17 protein-coding genes and 1 pseudogene are annotated in these 18,933 nt (G+C 60.2%); 13 read left to right on the forward strand and 5 right to left on the reverse strand.

Annotated features, from left to right (window positions below; all coding sequences use genetic code 11):
- Positions 1-12: 12 nt before the first annotated feature.
- From ACRC4F_RS08330 to ACRC4F_RS08345, 4 genes and pseudogenes are all read right to left on the reverse strand, one after another.
- A complete protein-coding gene (locus ACRC4F_RS08330) occupies positions 13-339 on the reverse strand; it encodes a type II toxin-antitoxin system RelE/ParE family toxin (RefSeq protein WP_438658876.1) in 327 nt (108 codons plus the stop codon).
- Positions 336-608: a type II toxin-antitoxin system Phd/YefM family antitoxin gene (locus tag ACRC4F_RS08335; RefSeq protein ID WP_438658877.1), complete on the reverse strand. Its 273-nt coding sequence runs from the start codon at positions 606-608 to the stop codon at positions 336-338. Before ACRC4F_RS08335 ends, ACRC4F_RS08330 begins: the two co-directional genes overlap by 4 nt.
- Before the next feature lie 214 nt (positions 609-822).
- A complete protein-coding gene (locus ACRC4F_RS08340) occupies positions 823-1,587 on the reverse strand; it encodes a methyl-accepting chemotaxis protein (RefSeq protein WP_370694726.1) in 765 nt (254 codons plus the stop codon).
- A gap of 93 nt (positions 1,588-1,680) precedes the next feature.
- Positions 1,681-2,715: pseudogene (locus ACRC4F_RS08345) on the reverse strand (HAMP domain-containing protein); the annotation flags it as partial.
- A 284-nt stretch (positions 2,716-2,999) separates the two neighbouring features.
- On the opposite strand from ACRC4F_RS08345, the gene ACRC4F_RS08350 reads away from it, so the two are divergent.
- Both ACRC4F_RS08350 and ACRC4F_RS08355 read left to right on the forward strand, forming a co-directional pair.
- The gene (locus ACRC4F_RS08350; RefSeq protein ID WP_438658878.1) at positions 3,000-3,254 is read left to right on the forward strand and encodes a hypothetical protein; all 255 of its coding nucleotides are present in this window, start codon (positions 3,000-3,002) and stop codon (positions 3,252-3,254) included.
- Between the two features lie 31 nt (positions 3,255-3,285).
- Positions 3,286-3,855 (forward strand): lipocalin family protein, encoded by a 570-nt coding sequence (locus ACRC4F_RS08355; protein ID WP_438658879.1) that lies wholly within the window; start codon positions 3,286-3,288, stop codon positions 3,853-3,855.
- A gap of 121 nt (positions 3,856-3,976) precedes the next feature.
- Here the strand turns inward: ACRC4F_RS08355 and ACRC4F_RS08360 are convergent, their stop codons facing one another.
- Positions 3,977-5,341, reverse strand: coding sequence for a formimidoylglutamate deiminase (locus tag ACRC4F_RS08360; RefSeq protein ID WP_438658880.1), 1,365 nt, complete (start codon positions 5,339-5,341; stop codon positions 3,977-3,979).
- A gap of 146 nt (positions 5,342-5,487) precedes the next feature.
- On the opposite strand from ACRC4F_RS08360, the gene hutC reads away from it, so the two are divergent.
- The 11 genes from hutC to hutG all read left to right on the forward strand — a co-directional run bounded on the left by hutC (position 5,488) and on the right by hutG (position 18,847).
- Positions 5,488-6,198, forward strand: a complete 711-nt coding sequence (hutC, locus tag ACRC4F_RS08365) for a histidine utilization repressor (protein ID WP_154505298.1) — start codon at positions 5,488-5,490, stop codon at positions 6,196-6,198.
- A 10-nt stretch (positions 6,199-6,208) separates the two neighbouring features.
- On the forward strand, positions 6,209-6,778 hold the full coding sequence (locus ACRC4F_RS08370) for a HutD/Ves family protein (protein ID WP_438658881.1): 570 nt from the start codon (positions 6,209-6,211) through the stop codon (positions 6,776-6,778).
- Positions 6,779-7,256: 478 nt separating this feature from the next.
- The gene (hutU, locus tag ACRC4F_RS08375; protein ID WP_438658882.1) at positions 7,257-8,960 is read left to right on the forward strand and encodes a urocanate hydratase; all 1,704 of its coding nucleotides are present in this window, start codon (positions 7,257-7,259) and stop codon (positions 8,958-8,960) included.
- A 146-nt stretch (positions 8,961-9,106) separates the two neighbouring features.
- Complete coding sequence (locus ACRC4F_RS08380) at positions 9,107-10,579, forward strand: purine-cytosine permease family protein (RefSeq protein ID WP_438658883.1); 1,473 nt, start codon at positions 9,107-9,109, stop codon at positions 10,577-10,579.
- Positions 10,580-10,648: 69 nt separating this feature from the next.
- A complete protein-coding gene (locus tag ACRC4F_RS08385) occupies positions 10,649-11,617 on the forward strand; it encodes an ABC transporter substrate-binding protein (protein ID WP_438658884.1) in 969 nt (322 codons plus the stop codon).
- Positions 11,618-11,687: 70 nt separating this feature from the next.
- Entirely contained in the window at positions 11,688-12,539 is an 852-nt protein-coding gene (locus ACRC4F_RS08390; protein ID WP_438658885.1) for an ABC transporter permease, read from the forward strand.
- Positions 12,536-13,366 (forward strand): quaternary amine ABC transporter ATP-binding protein, encoded by an 831-nt coding sequence (locus ACRC4F_RS08395; protein ID WP_438658886.1) that lies wholly within the window; start codon positions 12,536-12,538, stop codon positions 13,364-13,366. The genes ACRC4F_RS08390 and ACRC4F_RS08395 overlap by 4 nt, the downstream gene beginning before the upstream one ends.
- 184 nt (positions 13,367-13,550) lie before the next feature.
- Positions 13,551-15,074: a histidine ammonia-lyase gene (gene hutH, locus ACRC4F_RS08400; protein ID WP_438658887.1), complete on the forward strand. Its 1,524-nt coding sequence runs from the start codon at positions 13,551-13,553 to the stop codon at positions 15,072-15,074.
- A gap of 119 nt (positions 15,075-15,193) precedes the next feature.
- Complete coding sequence (gene hutH, locus ACRC4F_RS08405) at positions 15,194-16,726, forward strand: histidine ammonia-lyase (RefSeq protein ID WP_438658888.1); 1,533 nt, start codon at positions 15,194-15,196, stop codon at positions 16,724-16,726.
- 101 nt (positions 16,727-16,827) lie between these two features.
- A complete protein-coding gene (gene hutI / locus ACRC4F_RS08410) occupies positions 16,828-18,033 on the forward strand; it encodes an imidazolonepropionase (RefSeq protein WP_438658889.1) in 1,206 nt (401 codons plus the stop codon).
- Between the two features lie 10 nt (positions 18,034-18,043).
- Positions 18,044-18,847, forward strand: a complete 804-nt coding sequence (hutG, locus tag ACRC4F_RS08415) for an N-formylglutamate deformylase (protein ID WP_438658890.1) — start codon at positions 18,044-18,046, stop codon at positions 18,845-18,847.
- Positions 18,848-18,933: the final 86 nt, after the last annotated feature.

Raw genomic sequence — 18,933 nt, forward strand, 5'->3', positions numbered from 1 at the left:
CCAAGCTCTCATTTACCCTTGTAGCAGCCGCTTCATCAACAGTGTTGGCAAACTCTTGCGTGTGTCGGCAATGATGTGGACATAGACCGTCTGGCCACGAATCTCATAGATGATCCGGTTCATCCCTGACAGGATTTGTCGATATTGGCTGAGATTAAGTTTCTCGATTTCTTCCGGGATCGATCCTGCATAGGGCTGTACACCCAAATTGCGGATGACAGTCTTCAGATCGGTGTAGGTGCTTTGCCAGGTTTGGGTAGAAAACTGTTTGGTGAGATAAGTACGAAGTTCTTTCAGGTCTATCTCGGCAGACTGAAGAATGACGACCTTTAAACTCATTGATGGTCAGCCCTGTCCAGTTCTGCAAAGACATCCTCGGCATCGCGAAACTTGCCTTCTTCTACTTCACGATTTCCCATCGCCAGGAGTTTGAGCAGGGCCATGGCGTCTTCCTGCTCTTCGAAACTTTTTACGTCCATGACGACAAGCTTGGCTTCACCGTTTTGGGTGATCACCAACGGCTCGCGGCTCTCAGTGAGTGCTTTGACAATTTCAGCTGTATGGCTTTTCAGGTAGCTGATCGGCTTGATTTGAGATGAAAGCTTCATGAAGTTAGCCTCGCCAGTTTGAGTAGGACCGAGTTTAGTCTTAATTCAGTCCGGTGTCAGGCTGCGGCGACCAGCGTTTGTTGTCGTCCGGTTGTAGATTTTTCTTTCGGCTGATGCCGCCATCGCCAGCAGGCTGGCTCCCACATTTGGTTTGTGTCGTTCACAAATCCCCTGTGGGAGCCAGCCTGCTGGCGATGAGGCCAGTGAGAGCGGCTTAGATTCTGAAGCTACCCACCAACTGCTTAAGCCGCGCCGCTTGCTGTTCAAGATCCGCACACGCGCGCAATGTCGACTGCAAGTTCTCCACGCCTTCCTGGTTCAGCGTGTTGATCTCGGTAATGTCGACGTTGATCGACTCCACCACAGCGGTCTGCTCTTCAGTCGCTGTCGCCACGGACTGGTTCATCCCGTCGATCTCGCCAATGCGCTGGGTCACGCTGCCCAGGCGTTCGCCCGCCTGGTTGGCGATGCCGACGCTGCTTTCGCTTTGGCGCTGGCTGTCGGTCATGGTGCTCACCGCTTCACGGGCGCCAACTTGCAGTTCCTCGATCATCTTCTGCACTTGCTGCGCCGAATCCTGCGTGCGGTGGGCGAGGTTGCGCACCTCGTCCGCGACCACGGCAAAACCGCGTCCGGCTTCACCGGCACGGGCCGCTTCGATGGCCGCGTTCAAGGCCAGCAAGTTGGTCTGTTGCGAGATGCTGGTGATCACTTCCAGAATCTGCCCGATATTCACCGTGTTGCTGTTGAGCGTCTCGATGTTGCCGCACGAGTCGCTGATCTTCGCCGACAGCTGCTGCATCGCGGCGATGGTTTTATCCACCACTTGCTGACCGTCTTCGGCCAGGGCGCGGGCGTCGCTCGAATGCTGGGAGGCGAGGGCGGCGTTCTGGGCGATTTCCTGGGCAGCGGCGCCCAGTTCGTTGATCGCGGCTGCCACGCTGCTGGTGCGTGAAGCTTGCTGATCAGAGTTGAACATCGACGAGTTCGAGGCTGCCACCACACGCAGCGCCACTTCGTTGACCTGGCCGGTGGCCGAGGACACTTCACGGATCGAGGTGTGAATACGCTCCACGAAGCGGTTGAACGAGGTGCCCAGTGCGCCGAATTCGTCCTGGCCATGAATGGTCAGGCGTTTGGTCAGGTCACCTTCGCCTTCGGCGATGTCATGCATGGCGCGGCCCATGGTCAGCAGCGGCTGCATCAGGAAGCTGATCAGCATGCCCAGCAGCGCGATGATGATCACCACGGCGATGACCATGGCGATGATCGCCGAGGTGCGGAATTCGCTGAGCATCGCGAACGCGGTGTCCTGGTCCAGTACCAGCGCCACGTACCAGTCGGCCGAGGGCACACCGTTGACGTGGGTGAAAGAGATGAACTGGGTCTTGCCGTCGAGCTCGACTTCTTTCAGGCCCGGGCTGACTTTCGGCGCGCCGTTCGGGTAGGCCTCGGCGAGGCTCTTGAGCACCAGTTTGCTGTCCGGGTGGATCAGGATCTTGCCGTCGGCGCTGACGATGAACGCATGGCCGTGTCCGCCGAAATTAAGCGAGTTGATGATTGCGCTGACGCTCGACAGGTCGATGTCCGCACCGGCGACGCCGATCATCTGGCTCTGATGCTGCACCGGTGTGGCGACGGTGATCACCAGCTTGCCGGATGAAGCAGCGATGTAAGGTTCGGTGACGATAGTCTGCTGCGCGCTGTTGGCCGCCTTGTACCAGCCACGGGCCCGCGGATCGTAGTCAGCTGCACGATTGCCGGCCGGGATCGAGAACATCACGCCGTCAGTGCCACCGAAATAGCTCAGTTGAAAGTTACCGGTGTAGGCCGGCAAATCGATGGCGCGCTTGAGGCTGGCCGGTGCGCTGCCGTCCACGGCGATCTGCTGTGACAGCGATTGCAGCAACTGCATGCGGCTTTCCAGCCAGGTCTGGATGTTGCTGGTGGTCAGGCTGCCGAGTTCCTGCATCGAGGATTCGGTACTGCTGCGCAAGGTCTGGCGCTGGCGGTAGTCGTTGAACAGGATAAAGCAGGCGAACGCAACAGCGACCACGAGGGCGGCTGCCAGCAGGATCTTGTGGCTGAATTTCATGTTTCTGGTCATTAAATGCACTACCGCGGAGGGACTGGTCAGCGAGGGGCGTCAATTTGCCACAGTCGAGGGCTTTGCGCTGCTTCTATGTCGACTGCTCAGCGCCAAAGATTAGGCATCTTTTGGTGAAAACCGACGAAATACTCAACGGCGCAGGAAAGTGGCTGAATTTTCGGAAAAAGGCAGACGAGCGGCCCGATAAATAGCCGCGCGGCCGGGGAACCAGATGGGGGTTTTCTCTTCTAAGCTTCTGCTTGGCAGCCCATGCCATTCCCCTTCGCCCCAGGAGCTACACCATGTCGCTGCGATCTATCGCCTTGCTCTCGTTCTGCGTGTTGTTGGCCGCATGCAGCAAGGTCAATCAGGAAAATTACTCGAAGCTGTCGGCCGGCATGCCCAAGGCAGACGTTGAAGCCTTGCTGGGCAAAGCCAGTGATTGCTCGGGCGCGCTCGGCATGTCCAGTTGCACCTGGGGTGACAAGAACAGCTTTATCAGCGTGCAGTACGCCGGTGACAAAGTACTGATGTTTTCCGGCCAAGGCCTGAAGTAATCCGGGGCAAAATGCCCACGGGAGAAAAACAATGAAGCGGTTATTGATACTCCTTTTTGCCGGCCTGGTATTGGCCGGCTGCGCCACTTCTGGCACAGATCCGTTGGCGCCGAAAACCGTCAACAGCGTCAATCTCAAGAAATACCAGGGCACCTGGTACGAGTTGGCCCGCCTGCCGATGTATTTCCAGCGCAACTGCGCGCAATCCGAAGCCCATTACACGCTCAAGCCTGATGGCAACGTGTTGGTACACAACCGCTGCCTGACAGCGAATTGGCAATGGGAGGAGGCCAAGGGTACGGCTTATCCGCAAGTACCGGGCAAGACCGACAAATTGTGGGTCGAGTTCGATACCTGGTTCTCGCGATTGCTGCCGGGTGTGGCGAAAGGGGAATACTGGGTGCTGTACGTCAGCGAAGATTACAAGACCGCCATCGTCGGCGATCCGAGTCGCAAGTACCTGTGGCTATTGTCGCGGACGCCGACGGTTAACGGCGTAGTGCGTGAAGAACTGCTGAGCAAGGCGCGTCAGCAGGGCTACGACACCACGCGGTTGATCTGGCGCGCGTCGGATACGCAGATGGCCAAGACCTCGAACTGACGGGTCAGCGAAAATCCAGTGTGGGAGCGAGCCTGCTCGCGATGGCGGACTGTCATTCAACATCCTTGTTGAAGCTGATGGCCCTATCGCTAGCAGGCTAGCTCCCACATTTATTTTTGTGTCAGCCGAGGAGGTCGCGCAGGACCTGAGTGAACGCGCGGTTGCTTTCTTCTTCTGCGGCATGCCGCCCATCCCGCACAACCCACTGGCCATTGACCAGCACATCGCGCACCTGGCGATCGCCACCGGCAAACAACCAACGATTGAGAATCCCGTCGCCACTGGCTGTTGCCAGGTACGGATCGTTGCCGTCCAGCACCAGCCAGTCGGCACGCTTGCCAACTTCCAAGGCGCCGATCGGCTGACCCAGCGCCTGAGCGCCGCCATCCAGAGCAGCGTCATACAACGTGCGGCCGACCATCGGCTGGTCCGCGCCATACAAGCGATTACGTCGCTGATCGCGCAGACGCTGGCCGTATTCCAGCCAACGCAGTTCTTCCACAACGCTCAATGACACATGGCTGTCGGACCCGATCCCCATGCGTCCGCCCTGCGCGAGGAAATCCACCGCCGGGAAAATTCCGTCGCCGAGGTTGGCTTCGGTGGTCAGGCACAGGCCGGCGATGGCGCGACTCTTGGCCATCAGCGTGACTTCTTCCGGGTTGGCGTGGGTCGCGTGGACCAGGCACCAGCGCTGGTCGACTTCGGTGTTTTCGTACAGCCATTGCAGCGGTCGGCGGCCGCTCCAGGCTATGCAGTCATCGACTTCTTTCTGCTGTTCGGCAATGTGAATGTGCACCGGGCACTGCTTGTCGCTGGCCGCCAGCACTTCGCTGATCTGCTGCGGTGTGACCGCGCGCAACGAATGGAAGCACAAGCCCAGCGACTGCGCCGGTTGCTGCGCCAGGATCGGCTGCAAACGCGACTGAAGCGTGAGGTAGTTTTCCGTGCTGTTGATGAAACGGCGCTGACCGTCGTTCGGGGTCTGGCCGCCGAAACCGGAATGGCTATACAGCACCGGCAACAGAGTCAGGCCGATACCGGCGGAGCTGGCAGCCTGGCTGATACGCAGTGCCAGCTCGGCCGGGTCGGCGTAAGGCTGGCCAGTGGTGTCGTGGTGCACGTAATGAAATTCCGCGACCGAGGTGTAACCGGCCTTGAGCATTTCGATGTACAGCTGACGGGCGATCACACCGAGCTGATCCGGACTGATTTTTCCGACGAGGCGATACATCAAGTCGCGCCAGGTCCAAAAACTGTCATTCGGATTACCCGCCACTTCCGCTAGCCCGGCCATGGCCCGCTGGAAGGCATGGGAGTGCAGGTTCGGCATCCCCGGCAGCAGCGGACCGCTTAGCCGTTCGGCGCCATCTGCGTGGGAATCGGCCTGGATATGGGTCAGCACGCCATCGGCACGGACCTCAAGACGTACATTGTTGGCCCATCCACTAGGCAGCAGTGCGCGTTCGGCAAAGAAGGCGGACATGGTTCAGCACCCCATCGTGTGTTATTTGTATATACATATACAGACGTTTGCCTGCTCGGTAAACTCCGGCAAGCTAGCAACTCTTACTAAACGACCAAGGATTAACCGTGCCGACTCCGCCCCCAGTGTCACCGTTGGCCGCGAATATGGGCGACAGTCCGGCGCCCTTGTACGCCCGCGTCAAACAGATGATCACCCAGCAAATCGACAGTGGAAACTGGCCGCCGCACTACCGCGTTCCGTCGGAAAGCGAGCTGGTCAGCCAACTCGGTTTCAGCCGCATGACCATCAACCGCGCCCTGCGCGAGATGACCGCCGACGGTCTGCTGGTGCGCATGCAAGGTGTCGGCACGTTCGTCGCCGAGCCGAAAAGCCAGTCCGCCTTGTTTGAAGTGCACAACATCGCCGACGAAATCGCCTCCCGTGGCCATCGCCATACCTGCAAGGTGATCACCCTCGAAGAAGAGGCCGCCGGTTCCGAGCGCGCGTTGGCCCTGGACATGCGCGAAGGCCAGCGGGTTTTCCATTCGTTGATCGTGCATTTCGAAAACGACATTCCGGTGCAAATCGAAGACCGTTTCGTCAACGCGCTGGTGGCGCCGGATTACCTCAAGCAGGACTTCACCCTGCAAACGCCTTACGCCTACCTGAACCAGGTCGCGCCACTGACTGAAGGCGAGCACGTAGTCGAGGCGATTCTGGCCGAGGCCTCCGAGTGCAAATTGCTGCAGATTGAAAAGGGCGAGCCGTGCCTGTTGATTCGTCGCCGCACGTGGTCCGGCCGTCAGCCAGTGACCGCCGCTCGTTTGATCCACCCTGGTTCCCGTCATCGTCTGGAAGGTCGGTTCCATAAATAGAGAGCCATAAATGAGTCAGATAAAGGTTTTACGCGCCATTGATTACCCGCGCATGCCGTGGAAAAACGGTGGCGGCAGCACTGAAGAAATCACCCGCGATGCGGGCACTGGTCTTGACGGTTTCGGCTGGCGTCTGTCGATAGCCGATATCGGTGAGTCGGGCGGCTTTTCTACCTTCGCCGGTTACGAGCGGATCATCACCGTGTTGCAAGGCGAGGGCATGTCCTTGTCGGTTGATGGTCAGATCACGCGTTCACTGTTACCGCTCGATCCATTCGCCTTTAGTGGCGAGAGCCAGGTGTCCTGCACATTGCTCGGCGGGCCGATTCGCGATTTCAACCTGATTTATGCGCCGCAGCGTTATAGCGCGCGGTTGCAGTGGCTGGACGGCGAGCAGCGGTTTTTCAGCGAAGCCGGAACTGTGTTGGTGTTCAGTGTCAGCGAGGCGCTGGAAGTAAAGGTCGATAACAGCACCCAGCAATTGGGTCGTCATGATTGCCTGCAACTCGTCGGTAACACCGGCCTGTTGGACATCTCCAGCACTGGCCCGTGCTGTGTGATCGAGCTGACTGCACGCTGATAAACTGCTGAAGAAATCTAATGTGGCGAGGGGATTTATCCCCGTTGGGCTGCATAGCAGCCCCATTTTCTGGGGCCGCTTCGCAACCCAACGGGGATAAATCCCCTCGCCACGAAGCAGCCATCTTTCCCTGTTCCCGAATGCGCACCACTTTGTTACCGAACGCCCCAGCGTGGCGCAAAACCTCGGTCAAGTAACAGCTCTCTTCCCTCCGAAAAATCCCCCGCGAAAAATTTCATCTTCACCAAAACCCTTGATCCAAGGGCTTTCCAGCCTTCCAGAAACTTTTCTTGAACACCCATCCAACAAGTTGGCCGCTTGATTGCATATGCTTGTATGTACAAGTAAAGACGTATGCGTATGAGTCGATCGAGACTCCTCGCAACGTCCACTGATTCGCTTGTGTCGCTTTGACGCGCACAGGCTGGCTTACCCACCGCCAGGGTTGGTTTGGATTGATCGCTGAGGAGTCTTTTTCGTGACTGACAACACCCAGAAACCTACTACCGCCTCTTTTACAAAAAGACGTGATGTTGAAATTCGTGCGCAGCGCGGTAACAAGCTGACCGCCAAGAGCTGGCTGACCGAAGCGCCGCTGCGCATGTTGATGAACAACCTCGACCCGGAAGTCGCCGAGAACCCTAAAGAACTGGTGGTTTACGGTGGTATCGGTCGTGCGGCACGTAACTGGGAATGCTACGACAAGATCGTCGAAAGCCTGACCAACCTGAACGACGACGAGACCCTGCTGGTGCAATCCGGCAAGCCGGTCGGCGTGTTCAAGACCCACAGCAATGCACCGCGCGTGCTGATCGCCAACTCCAACCTGGTGCCGCACTGGGCGAGCTGGGAACACTTCAACGAACTCGACGCCAAAGGCCTGGCCATGTACGGCCAGATGACCGCCGGCAGCTGGATCTACATCGGCAGCCAGGGCATCGTCCAGGGCACCTACGAAACTTTCGTCGAAGCCGGTCGCCAACACTACAACGATGACCTGAAAGGTCGTTGGGTCCTGACCGCAGGCCTCGGTGGCATGGGCGGCGCTCAGCCTCTGGCCGCTACCCTGGCCGGCGCTTGCTCGCTGAACATCGAATGCCAGCAGGTCAGCATCGATTTCCGCCTGAACAGCCGTTATGTCGATGAGCAAGCCACCGACCTCGACGACGCGCTGGCCCGCATCGAGAAATACACCAAAGAAGGCAAGGCGATCTCCATCGCGCTGCTGGGCAACGCGGCGGAAATCCTGCCGGAACTGGTCAAGCGCGGCGTACGCCCGGACATGGTCACCGACCAGACCAGCGCCCACGACCCGCTCAACGGTTACCTGCCGGCTGGCTGGACCTGGGAAGAGTACCGCGCTCGCGCCAAGACCGAGCCTGCTGCCGTGGTGAAAGCCGCCAAGCAATCGATGGCCGTGCACGTCAAAGCGATGCTCGAATTCCAGAAAATGGGTATTCCGACCTTCGACTATGGCAACAACATCCGTCAGATGGCCCAGGAAGAAGGCGTGGAAAACGCATTCGATTTTCCTGGCTTCGTACCGGCTTACATCCGTCCGCTGTTCTGCCGTGGCATCGGTCCGTTCCGCTGGGCTGCGCTGTCGGGCAACGCTGAAGACATCTACAAGACCGACGCCAAGGTCAAGGAGCTGATCCCGGACGACGCCCACCTGCACAACTGGCTGGACATGGCGCGCGAGCGCATCAGCTTCCAGGGTCTGCCGGCACGTATCTGCTGGGTTGGCCTGGGCCTGCGCGCCAAGCTCGGTCTGGCGTTCAACGAAATGGTTCGCAGCGGTGAATTGTCCGCGCCCATCGTGATCGGTCGCGATCACCTGGACTCCGGCTCCGTAGCCAGCCCGAACCGCGAAACCGAATCGATGCAGGACGGTTCCGATGCCGTGTCCGACTGGCCACTGCTCAACGCTCTGCTGAACACCGCGAGCGGCGCGACCTGGGTTTCCCTGCACCACGGCGGCGGCGTCGGCATGGGCTTCTCCCAGCACTCGGGCATGGTGATTGTCTGCGACGGTACTGACGAAGCGGCCGAGCGTATCGCTCGCGTCCTGCACAACGACCCGGCGACCGGTGTCATGCGTCACGCCGATGCGGGTTACCAGATCGCGATCGACTGCGCCAAGGAACAAGGGCTGAACCTGCCGATGATCACCGGCAAATAAGCCAATACCCCGTAGGAGCCGGCTTGCTGGCGATTCAGACACCCCGATGTGTCAGGCAAACCGCCATCGTCGGAGCGCCGCCCGCAGCAAGCCGGCTCCTACAGGGGTTGCACCAACCCAGAATAACAATCCACAGAGGTTGAATCATGGCTGTTAACAACGATCGTGCAGGCAGTAAACCGTTGATCGAGACACGTTCGATCGACTACATCCCGGAAGCGGAAAGACACGGTCGTCTGTTGAGCCAGTTCACCCTGTGGATGGGTGCCAACCTGCAAATCACCGCAATTGTCACCGGCGCTCTGGCCGTCGTACTGGGCGGTGATGTGTTCTGGTCGTTGATCGGTTTGCTGATCGGCCAGCTGATCGGCGGTGGTGTGATGGCGCTGCATGCCGCACAAGGGCCCAAGCTTGGCCTGCCACAGATGATCTCCAGCCGCGTGCAGTTCGGCGTGTATGGCGCGGCCATCCCGATCGTGCTGGTGTGTCTGATGTACCTCGGTTTCACCGCAACGGGCACCGTGCTTTCCGGCCAGGCCCTGGGCCAGTTGTTCGGGGTCAGTGACACCGTCGGTATCCTCCTTTTCGCCAGTGTCATCGTGCTGGTCACGGTGCTCGGTTATCGGGTGATCCATTGGATAGGCCGTGTTGCCAGTGTCATTGGCGTGATTGCCTTTGTTTATCTGTTCAGCCGTCTGATCAGTCAGGTTGACGTTGGCGCACTGCTGCAAATCCGTCACTTCAGCTGGAGCAGCTTCCTGCTCGCGGTGTCGCTCGCGGCATCCTGGCAGATCGCCTTCGGCCCTTATGTGGCTGACTATTCTCGCTACCTGCCGAGCAAGGTTTCATCGGTGAAAACCTTCTTCGCTGCAGGCGCAGGTTCGGTGATTGGCGCCCAGGTGGCGATGGTCCTTGGCGTGTTCGCTGCCGCTTCGGCCAACGGCCAATTCGCCGGCCACGAAGTCGCCTACATCGTCGGTCTGGGTGGTACCGGTGCCACCGCAGCGCTGCTGTACTTCAGCATCGCGTTCGGCAAGGTCACCATCTCCACGCTCAACTCCTACGGCAGTTTCATGTGCATTGCGACCATCATCAGCGGCTTCCGTGGTGAACTGAAGGTCTCGCGCTTGCAGCGTCTGGTCTTCGTGCTGGTCATCGTCGGTGCGGCGACCCTGATGGCGTTGCTCGGTCAGCACTCGTTCCTCGGTGCGTTCAAGTCGTTCATCCTGTTCCTGCTGGCGTTCTTCACGCCATGGAGCGCGATCAATCTGGTGGACTACTACTGCATCACCCGTGAACGCTATGACGTGCCGGCGCTTGCCGATCCGAACGGTCGCTACGGCCGTTGGAACGCCCTCGGGATCAGCGTCTATGTCTTCGGTGTACTCGTTCAATTGCCGTTCATCGCCACCAAGTTTTATACGGGTCCGCTGGTTGACGCCCTGGGTGGTGTGGATATTTCCTGGATCATTGGTCTGGTGATTCCCGCAGCCCTGTATTACGTGTGCGCAAAAAAATGGCACGGCTCGGTGCCCGATCACCTGATTCTGCCGGTTGAACAGGGCAGCGTTGCAGAACAAAAAACAAGTGGGGCTGGTCGCGCTGCGGCGCAGGCCTGATTGGACGTGGACAGGGCTGGATGCCTCTTGACTGCCGTAAGCCAATTCATGATTAGGAGCGTCACTACAATGAAATCGAACAAGACCCTGCTGACCACATTGCTTTCCATGGGCCTGCTCGCCAGCGCCGGCGCCACTCAGGCTGCGGGTTGGTGCGAGTCGGGCAAACCGGTGAAGTTTGCCGGCCTGAACTGGGAAAGCGGCATGCTGCTGACCGACGTGATGCAAATCGTGTTGGAGAAGGGCTACGACTGCAAGACCGACAGCTTGCCGGGCAACTCCATCACCATGGAAAACGCCCTGAGCAGCAACGACATTCAAGTGTTTGCCGAAGAGTGGGTCGGCCGCAGCGAAGTCTGGAACAAGGCCGAGAAGGCCGGCAAAGTCGTGGGTGTCGGCGCTCCGGTCGTTGGCGCAATCGAAGGCTGGTACGTTCCGCGCTACGTGATCGAAGGCGACGCCAAGCGCAAGCTGGAGCCCAAGGCCCCAGACCTGAAAGCAATCGCCGATCTGGGCAAATACGCCGCCGTGTTCAAGGACCAGGAAGAGCCTGCCAAGGGCCGTTTCTACAACTGCCCGGCCGGCTGGACCTGTGAGCTGGACAACAGCGAAATGCTGAAAAGCTACGGCCTGGAAAGCACCTACACCAACTTCCGTCCGGGCACCGGCCCGGCGCTGGATGCCGCGGTGCTGTCGAGCTACAAGCGTGGCGAGCCGATCCTGTTCTACTACTGGTCGCCAACCCCGCTGATGGGCCAGGTCGACTTGGTCAAGCTTGAAGAAAAGCCAGGCGTGGACAAAAGCGTGACCATCAAGGTCGGCCTGTCCAAGACCTTCCACGAGCAAGCCCCGGAACTGGTGGCCGTGCTGGAAAAGGTCAACCTGCCGATCGACCTGCTCAACCAGAACCTCGGGCGCATGGCCAAAGAGCGGATCGAGTCGCCAAAACTGGCCAAGATCTTCTTGAAGGAACATCCTGAAGTCTGGCACGCATGGGTGAGCGAAGACGCAGCCAAAAAGATCGACGCGGCCTTGTAGGTTGAGTGTCTCCGACTGCCCTGAGCGGCAGTCGGATGCTTGATCGCAACCCCTTGATTGAGAGTCTCTTATGTTTCCCGAAAGCTTTACCTTTTCCATCGCCGACTGGGTCAACAGTTGGGTCGATTCGCTGGTCACCAACTACGGCGACGTGTTCCGGCATATCTCCGACACCCTGTTGTGGGCCATCGTCAATCTTGAAGGGCTGCTGCGTGCGGCGCCCTGGTGGCTGATGCTGGCGATTGTGGCGGGCGTTGCCTGGCACGCGACCCGCAAAATCGTGACCACTTCCGTGATCGTCGGCCTGCTGTTCCTGGTCGGCGCGGTCGGCCTCTGGGACAAGCTGATGCAGACCCTGGCGCTGATGATGGTCGCGACGGTGATTTCGGTGCTGATCGGCATCCCGCTGGGCATTCTGTCGGCACGCAGCAATCGCCTGCGTTCGGTGCTGATGCCGTTGCTGGACATCATGCAGACCATGCCGAGTTTCGTGTACCTGATCCCGGTGCTGATGCTGTTTGGCCTGGGCAAGGTGCCGGCGATTTTCGCCACCGTCATCTACGCTGCGCCGCCGCTGATCCGCCTGACTGATCTGGGCATTCGCCAGGTCGACGGCGAAGTGATGGAAGCAATCAACGCCTTCGGCGCCAACCGCTGGCAGCAACTGTTCGGCGTGCAACTGCCGCTGGCCCTGCCGAGCATCATGGCCGGGATCAACCAGACCACCATGATGGCCCTGTCGATGGTGGTGATCGCCTCGATGATCGGTGCCCGTGGCCTGGGTGAAGACGTGTTGGTGGGGATTCAGACCCTCAACGTCGGACGTGGCCTTGAAGCCGGTCTGGCGATCGTGATTCTGGCAGTGGTCATCGACCGCATTACTCAGGCGTATGGTCGGCCACGGCATGAGGTGAGCAAATGAACAACGAAGCCATCAGCAAAATCGAAGTCAAAAACGTCTTCAAGATTTTCGGCAACCGTTCCAGGGAAGCGCTGGGCATGATTGGCCAGGGCAAGACCAAGGATCAGGTGCTGGCCGAGACCGGCTGCGTGGTCGGCGTGAACGACCTGTCGTTAAGCATCGGTAGCGGCGAGATCTTCGTGATCATGGGCCTGTCCGGCTCCGGCAAATCGACCCTGGTGCGTCACTTCAATCGCCTGATCGACCCAACCAGCGGCGCGATTCTGGTGGATGGCGTGGACATCCTGCAATACGACATGGAAGCCCTGCGCGAATTTCGCCGGCGCAAGATCAGCATGGTGTTCCAAAGCTTCGGCCTGCTGCCGCACAAGACCGTGCTGGACAACGTCGCCTACGGCCTGAAAGTGCGTGGCGAAAGCAAACAAATGTGCTCCGAACGTGCGCTGCACTGGATCAACACCGTGGGCCTCAAGGGCTACGAAAACAAATACCCGCACCAGCTCTCGGGCGGTATGCGTCAGCGTGTGGGCCTGGCCCGCGCCTTGGCGGCGGACACCGACATCATCCTGATGGATGAAGCATTCAGTGCGCTTGATCCGCTGATCCGCGCGGAGATGCAGGACCAGTTGCTGGAACTGCAAAAGACCCTGCACAAGACCATCGTTTTCATCACCCACGACCTTGATGAGGCAGTGCGGATTGGTAACCGCATTGCGATCCTCAAGGACGGGCGCCTGATTCAGGTGGGTACGCCGCGAGAGATCCTGCATTCGCCGGCGGATGAGTATGTGGATCGGTTCGTGCAGCGTCGCGCGGCGGTGGTCTGAGCTTGACCGCTTTTGTGGCGAGGGGATTTATCCCCGTTCGGCTGCGTAGCAGTCGTAAAACTATTACACGCGTTATGCCTGAGAAACTGTGGTGGTAGGTTTTGGGGCCGCTTCGCTGCCCAACGGGGATAAATCCCCTCGCCACAGGGTTTCAGTAGTCAACAGAATTGGTAAGAGGCTCCGGATGTCCCAGGCTGAAAAAATCGTTATCGCCGACGCCCCGTTGCGTTGGCAGGATGTGGTTGCCGTCGCCCGCCATGGCGCGCAGCTTGAGCTGTCGCCACAGACCTGGGCGCGCATCGAGAATGCCCAGGCCATCGTCCAGCGCATCGTCGCCAGCGGCGAGCGCGCTTATGGCGTCAACACCGGCCTCGGTGCGCTGTGCAACGTCTCGCTCAAAGATGAACAGCTCAGCCAGCTGTCGCGCAACACCTTGCTCAGCCACGCCTGTGGCGTTGGCGCTCCGCTGGCCGACGAGCAGACGCGTGCGATCATGTGCGCAGCGATCCGCAACTACAGCCACGGCAACTCCGGCATTCATCGTCGGGTGGTCGAAGCCCTGCTGGCGCTGCTCAATCGCGGCATCACCCCGCAAGTGCCGTCCCAGGGTTCGGTCGGTTACCTGACCCACATGGCTCATGTCAGCATCGCGCTGTTGGGTGTCGGCAATGTGAGTTATCGCGGGCAGATCGTTTCCGCGCAGCAAGCCCTGGCTGAAGAAGGTCTGCAACCGGTTCAGCTCGGTGCCAAAGATGGCTTGTGCCTGGTCAACGGCACACCGTGCATGACCGGCCTCAGCTGCCTGGCGATTGCCGATGCGATGCGCCTGGTGCAATGGGCCGACGTGATCGGTGCGATGAGCTTCGAAGCCCAGCGTGGCCAGATCGCAGCGTTTGACGCCGAGATCATCGCGCTCAAACCGCATCCGGGCATGCAGCTGGTCGGCCTCAACCTGCGGGCGTTGCTCGATGGCAGTGAAGTGATCGCGTCGAGCAAAGGCATTCGCACGCAGGATGCACTGAGCATCCGCTCGATCCCACAGGTTCACGGCGCTGCTCGCGATCAGCTTGAGCACGCGATCAAACAGATCGAAACCGAACTCAACTCGATCACTGACAACCCGATGCTGCTGGGCACGCCGGATAATTTCCGCATCATGTCCCAGGCCAATCCGCACGGTCAGTCCGTGGCCATGGCCGCCGATTTGCTGGCCATCGCCATGGCCGAAATCGGCTCGATTGCCGAGCGCCGTCTGGACCGTTTGATCAACCCGCACGTCAGCGGTTTGCCGGCATTCCTGGTGGCGAATCCGGGGGTGAATTCCGGGATGATGATCGTCCAGTACGTCGCCGCTTCGCTGTGCGCGGAAAACCGCCAATTGGCGCAACCGGCGGTGCTCGACAACTACGTCACTTCGGGCCTGCAGGAAGACCACCTGAGCATGGGCACCAACGCGGCGCTGAAGCTGCATCGTGCGCTGGAAAACTGCACGCAGATCCTTGCCATCGAGTACTTGCTGGCGGCTCAGGCGTTTGAATTCCTGAAAGAGCAACGCTTCGGCGCCGGCACAGATACCGCGTGGCGTCTGCTGCGCGAACGCGTCCCGGCCTACGATCAGGACCGTTGGCTGGCACCTGATATCGCCGCCGCTGCCGGCGTGTTGAAAGACCCGATTTTGCTGCACAAGGCGTTACCGAACCTCAACTGATTCCACATCAAACCAGCGTGCCAAGGCGCCAGCCCCCCACAAGGCGGGAAGCGACGGACAACGGACATTTCCGGAGCGTCTGGTTAGTTAACAAGAAGACTCTCAAAAGGAGAACAAAAGTGACTGCGCTAAACCTGATTCCCGGCCAACTGAGCCTTGCCCAACTGCGTGATATCTATCAGCAGCCGGTCAAAATCACCCTCGACAACAGCGCCTCGGCCCAGATCGAAGCCAGCGTTGCCTGCGTGGAACAGATCCTCGCCGAAAACCGCACCGCCTACGGCATCAACACCGGTTTCGGCCTGCTGGCCTCGACCCGCATCGCCAGTGAAGACCTGGAAAACCTCCAGCGTTCGCTGGTGCTGTCCCACGCCGCCGGTGTCGGCGAGCCGATCAGCGACGCACTGGTGCGCCTGGTCATGGTGCTCAAGGTCAACAGCCTGAGCCGTGGTTTCTCCGGCATTCGCCGCGTCGTGATCGACGCACTGATCGCGCTGATCAACGCCGAGGTTTACCCGCACATTCCGTTGAAAGGATCGGTCGGTGCCTCCGGCGACCTGGCGCCTTTGGCCCACATGTCGCTGGTGTTGCTGGGCGAAGGCAAGGCTCGCTACAAAGGCGAGTGGATGGAAGCGACTGAAGCGCTGAAAATCGCCGGTCTGACGCCGCTGACCCTGGCGGCAAAAGAAGGCCTGGCGCTGCTCAACGGCACACAGGTTTCCACCGCCTACGCGCTGCGTGGCCTGTTCGAAGGCGAAGACCTGTTCGCTGGCGCCGTGGCCATTGGTGCCCTGACGGTCGAAGCGGTACTGGGCTCGCGCTCGCCGTTCGATGCGCGCATCCACGCTGCCCGTGGCCAGAAAGGCCAGATCGACGCCGCTGCCGCTTACCGCGATCTGCTGGGCGAGCGCAGTGAAGTGTCCGATTCGCACCAGAACTGCGAAAAGGTCCAGGACCCGTATTCCCTGCGCTGCCAGCCACAAGTCATGGGCGCCTGCCTGACTCAGTTCCGTCAAGCCGCTGAAGTGCTGGCCGTTGAAGCCAACGCCGTTTCGGATAACCCGCTGGTCTTCGCCGCTGAAGGCGACGTGATCTCCGGCGGTAACTTCCACGCCGAGCCGGTGGCCATGGCCGCCGACAACATGGCCCTGGCCATTGCTGAAATCGGTTCCCTGAGCGAACGCCGCATCTCGCTGATGATGGACAAGCACATGTCGCAACTGCCGCCGTTCCTGGTGGCCAATGGCGGCGTGAACTCCGGTTTCATGATCGCCCAAGTGACCGCCGCGGCACTGGCCAGCGAGAACAAGGCGTTGTCCCATCCGCATTCGGTGGACAGCCTGCCGACTTCCGCGAACCAGGAAGACCATGTGTCCATGGCGCCGGCTGCGGGCAAGCGTCTGTGGGAAATGGCCGAAAACACTCGCGGCGTTCTGGCGGTGGAGTGGTTGGCGGCCGTTCAGGGGCTGGATTTGCGTGAAGGTCTGAAGAGCTCGGCGAAGCTGGAAAAGGCTCGCGGGATTCTGCGTAACGAAGTGCCGTTTTATGAGAAGGATCGGTTCTTTGCGCCGGACATCAATGCGGCGACCGAGCTGTTGGCGACGCGTTGCCTGAATGAGCTGGTGTCGGTGAAGTTGCTGCCGAGCCTGTAAGGGCCTCATCGCCAGCAGGCTGGCTCCCACAGTTGTATTGCGCATCACTGTGGGAGCCAGCCTGCTTGCGATTCGATTTTGAATAATGTGGAGACTACGGGATGAAAACTCTCTGGCAACACTGCCACGTCGCAACCATGGCGCAAGGCGTCTACTCGATCATCGAGGACGCGGCCATCGTGACGTCCGGTGCGCACATTGAGTGGGTCGGCCCGCGCAGTGAGCTGCCGGCTGGGGAATACCCGGCCGTCAACGATTTGAAAGGGGCCTGGGTTACCCCGGGCCTGATCGACTGCCACACCCACACGGTGTTCGGCGGTAACCGCAGCGGTGAGTTCGAGCAGCGCCTGCAAGGCGTCAGCTACGCAGAAATCGCCGCGGCCGGCGGCGGTATCGCCAGCACCGTGCGCGCCACCCGCGCAGCGACCGAAGACGAGCTGTTCGCCAGCGCCGCCAAGCGTCTGAAAAGCCTGATGCGCGACGGCGTGACCACGGTCGAAATGAAATCCGGCTACGGCCTCGACCTGGCCAGTGAACGCAAGATCCTGCGCGTGATTCGTCGCCTCGGCACCGAGCTACCGGTCAGCGTGCGCAGCACTTGCCTCGCCGCCCACGCCTTGCCGCCGGAGTACACAGATCGCGCCGACGACTACATCGATCACATCTGCGCCGAGATGCTCCCGGCCCTGGCCGCCGAGGGGCTGGTGGATGCGGTGGACGCGTTCTGCGAATACCTGGCGTTCTCGCCGGCGCAGGTCGAGCGCGTGTTCATCACCGCGCAAGAACTGGGTCTGCCGGTGAAGCTGCACGCCGAACAACTGTCGTCGCTGCACGGTTCGAGCCTGGCGGCGCGCTACCACGCACTGTCGGCCGATCACCTGGAATTCATGACCGAAGACGACGCCATCGCCATGGCCAAGTCCGGCACCGTCGCGGTGCTGCTGCCGGGTGCGTTCTACTTCCTGCGTGAAACCCAGTTGCCGCCGATGGACGCCCTGCGCAAACACGGCGTGAAAATCGCCATCGCCAGCGATCTCAACCCCGGCACTTCGCCGGCGCTGTCATTGCGCTTGATGCTGAACATGGCCTGCACCTGTTTCCGCATGACTCCGGAAGAGGCATTGGCCGGCGCGACCATCCATGCCGCCACCGCGTTGGGCATGGCTGACACACACGGTTCGCTGGAAGCCGGCAAGTTCGCGGATTTCGTCGCCTGGCAAATCGATCGTCCCGCCGACCTGTCGTACTGGCTGGGCGGCGACCTGGAAAAACGCGTCGTGCGTCACGGCGTCGAGACAAGCGTTTAGGAGAACAGTTGTGGATAAGGTTCTGAACTTCAAACAAGGCCGCGTGCCGCTGCTGATCAGCATGCCCCACGCCGGCCTGCGCCTGACCCCGGCGGTCGAGGCCGGGTTGATCCCCGATGCACGCAGCCTGCCGGACACTGACTGGCATATCCCGAAGCTGTATGAGTTTGCCGCAGAACTCGGCGCGAGCACGCTGGCTGCCGAGTACTCGCGGTTTGTCATCGACCTGAACCGGCCATCGGACGACAAGCCTTTGTATGTCGGCGCCACCACCGGTCTGTATCCGGCGACGCTGTTTGACGGCATTCCCTTGTTCCGCGAAGGGATGGAACCGTCGGCGGCGGAACGGGCGACGTATCTGGAGCAGGTGTGGACGCCGTATCACACCACGCTGCAGAACGAACTGGCGCGACTCAAAGCCGAGTTTGGCTACGCGCTGCTGTTCGATGCGCATTCGATCCGTTCGATCATCCCGCACCTGTTCGACGGCAAGCTGCCGGACTTCAACCTCGGCACCTTCAACGGCGCCAGTTGCGATCCGCAGTTGGCCACTCAACTGGAAGCGATCTGCGCGCGTCATGGCGATTACAGCCATGTGCTGAACGGCCGTTTCAAGGGCGGCCACATCACGCGCAATTACGGCAACCCGGCCGAAAACATCCACGCGGTGCAGCTGGAGCTGGGGCAGTGCACGTACATGGAAGAGTTCGAGCCGTTCCGCTACCGCCCGGACCTGGCTGGACCGACGCAAGTGGTGCTCAAGGAATTGCTGCAAGGCCTGGTGGCCTGGGGCAAAAACCACTACAACGCATAACCCCTGTGGGAGCGAGCCTGCTCGCGATGACGGAGTGTCAGTCGAAGAAAGTGTTGTCTGACCCACCGCCATCGCGAGCAGGCTCG

This window comes from Pseudomonas sp. (genome assembly GCF_051660785.1).
In the GTDB taxonomy this organism is placed as follows: domain Bacteria; phylum Pseudomonadota; class Gammaproteobacteria; order Pseudomonadales; family Pseudomonadaceae; genus Aquipseudomonas.